This is a genomic window from Limnospira sp. PMC 289.06, from assembly GCF_032350395.1.
GTDB lineage: Bacteria > Cyanobacteriota > Cyanobacteriia > Cyanobacteriales > Microcoleaceae > Limnospira > Limnospira platensis.
On sequence record NZ_JARPLC010000453.1, the window covers coordinates 1 to 539 of the forward strand.

1 protein-coding gene is annotated in these 539 nt (G+C 41.7%); it reads left to right on the forward strand.

Features of this window, described 5'->3' with window-relative positions:
• Positions 1–24 precede the first annotated feature (24 nt).
• On the forward strand, positions 25–539 hold a 515-nt coding region (locus P5674_RS25745), incomplete at its 3' end, for a reverse transcriptase domain-containing protein (protein WP_315670478.1).

Genomic DNA, 539 nt, shown 5'->3' on the forward strand with positions numbered 1-539 from the left:
GGTTTTGAAGTGGAGTTGGGGAAGGTGACTTCCCTTTCGACCATAACAAAATGCTTTGACCGAATAAACCATGACTACCTACTGTCAAAAATTCATTGTCCAAGCAACCTAAAAAGAGACCTGAAACAATGGCTCAAAGCAGGCGTGCTAGATAACGGTGTATTTGAGGATACAGAAGCAGGGACACCTCAAGGAGGGGTGATAAGTCCACTACTCGCCAACATCGCACTGGATGGTATGGAAAGGCTAGTCAAAGGAATGTATCCAAACAAAGGAACAACCACTCAGGTAAACCTTATAAGATATGCCGATGATTTTGTGGTCATATCAAGAGACTTAGGAATCATTGAACAGTGCAAGACTGCAATTTCTGAATGGCTAAAACCTGTAGGACTAGAGATTAAACCTGAAAAGACCCGAATATGTCACACACTCAAGCCTATTGAGTATAATGGCAAGATTGAGGAACCTGGGTTCGATTTTTTAGGATTCAATATCAGGCAATATCCCGTAGGAAAGTATAAATCTGGGAAAACAGG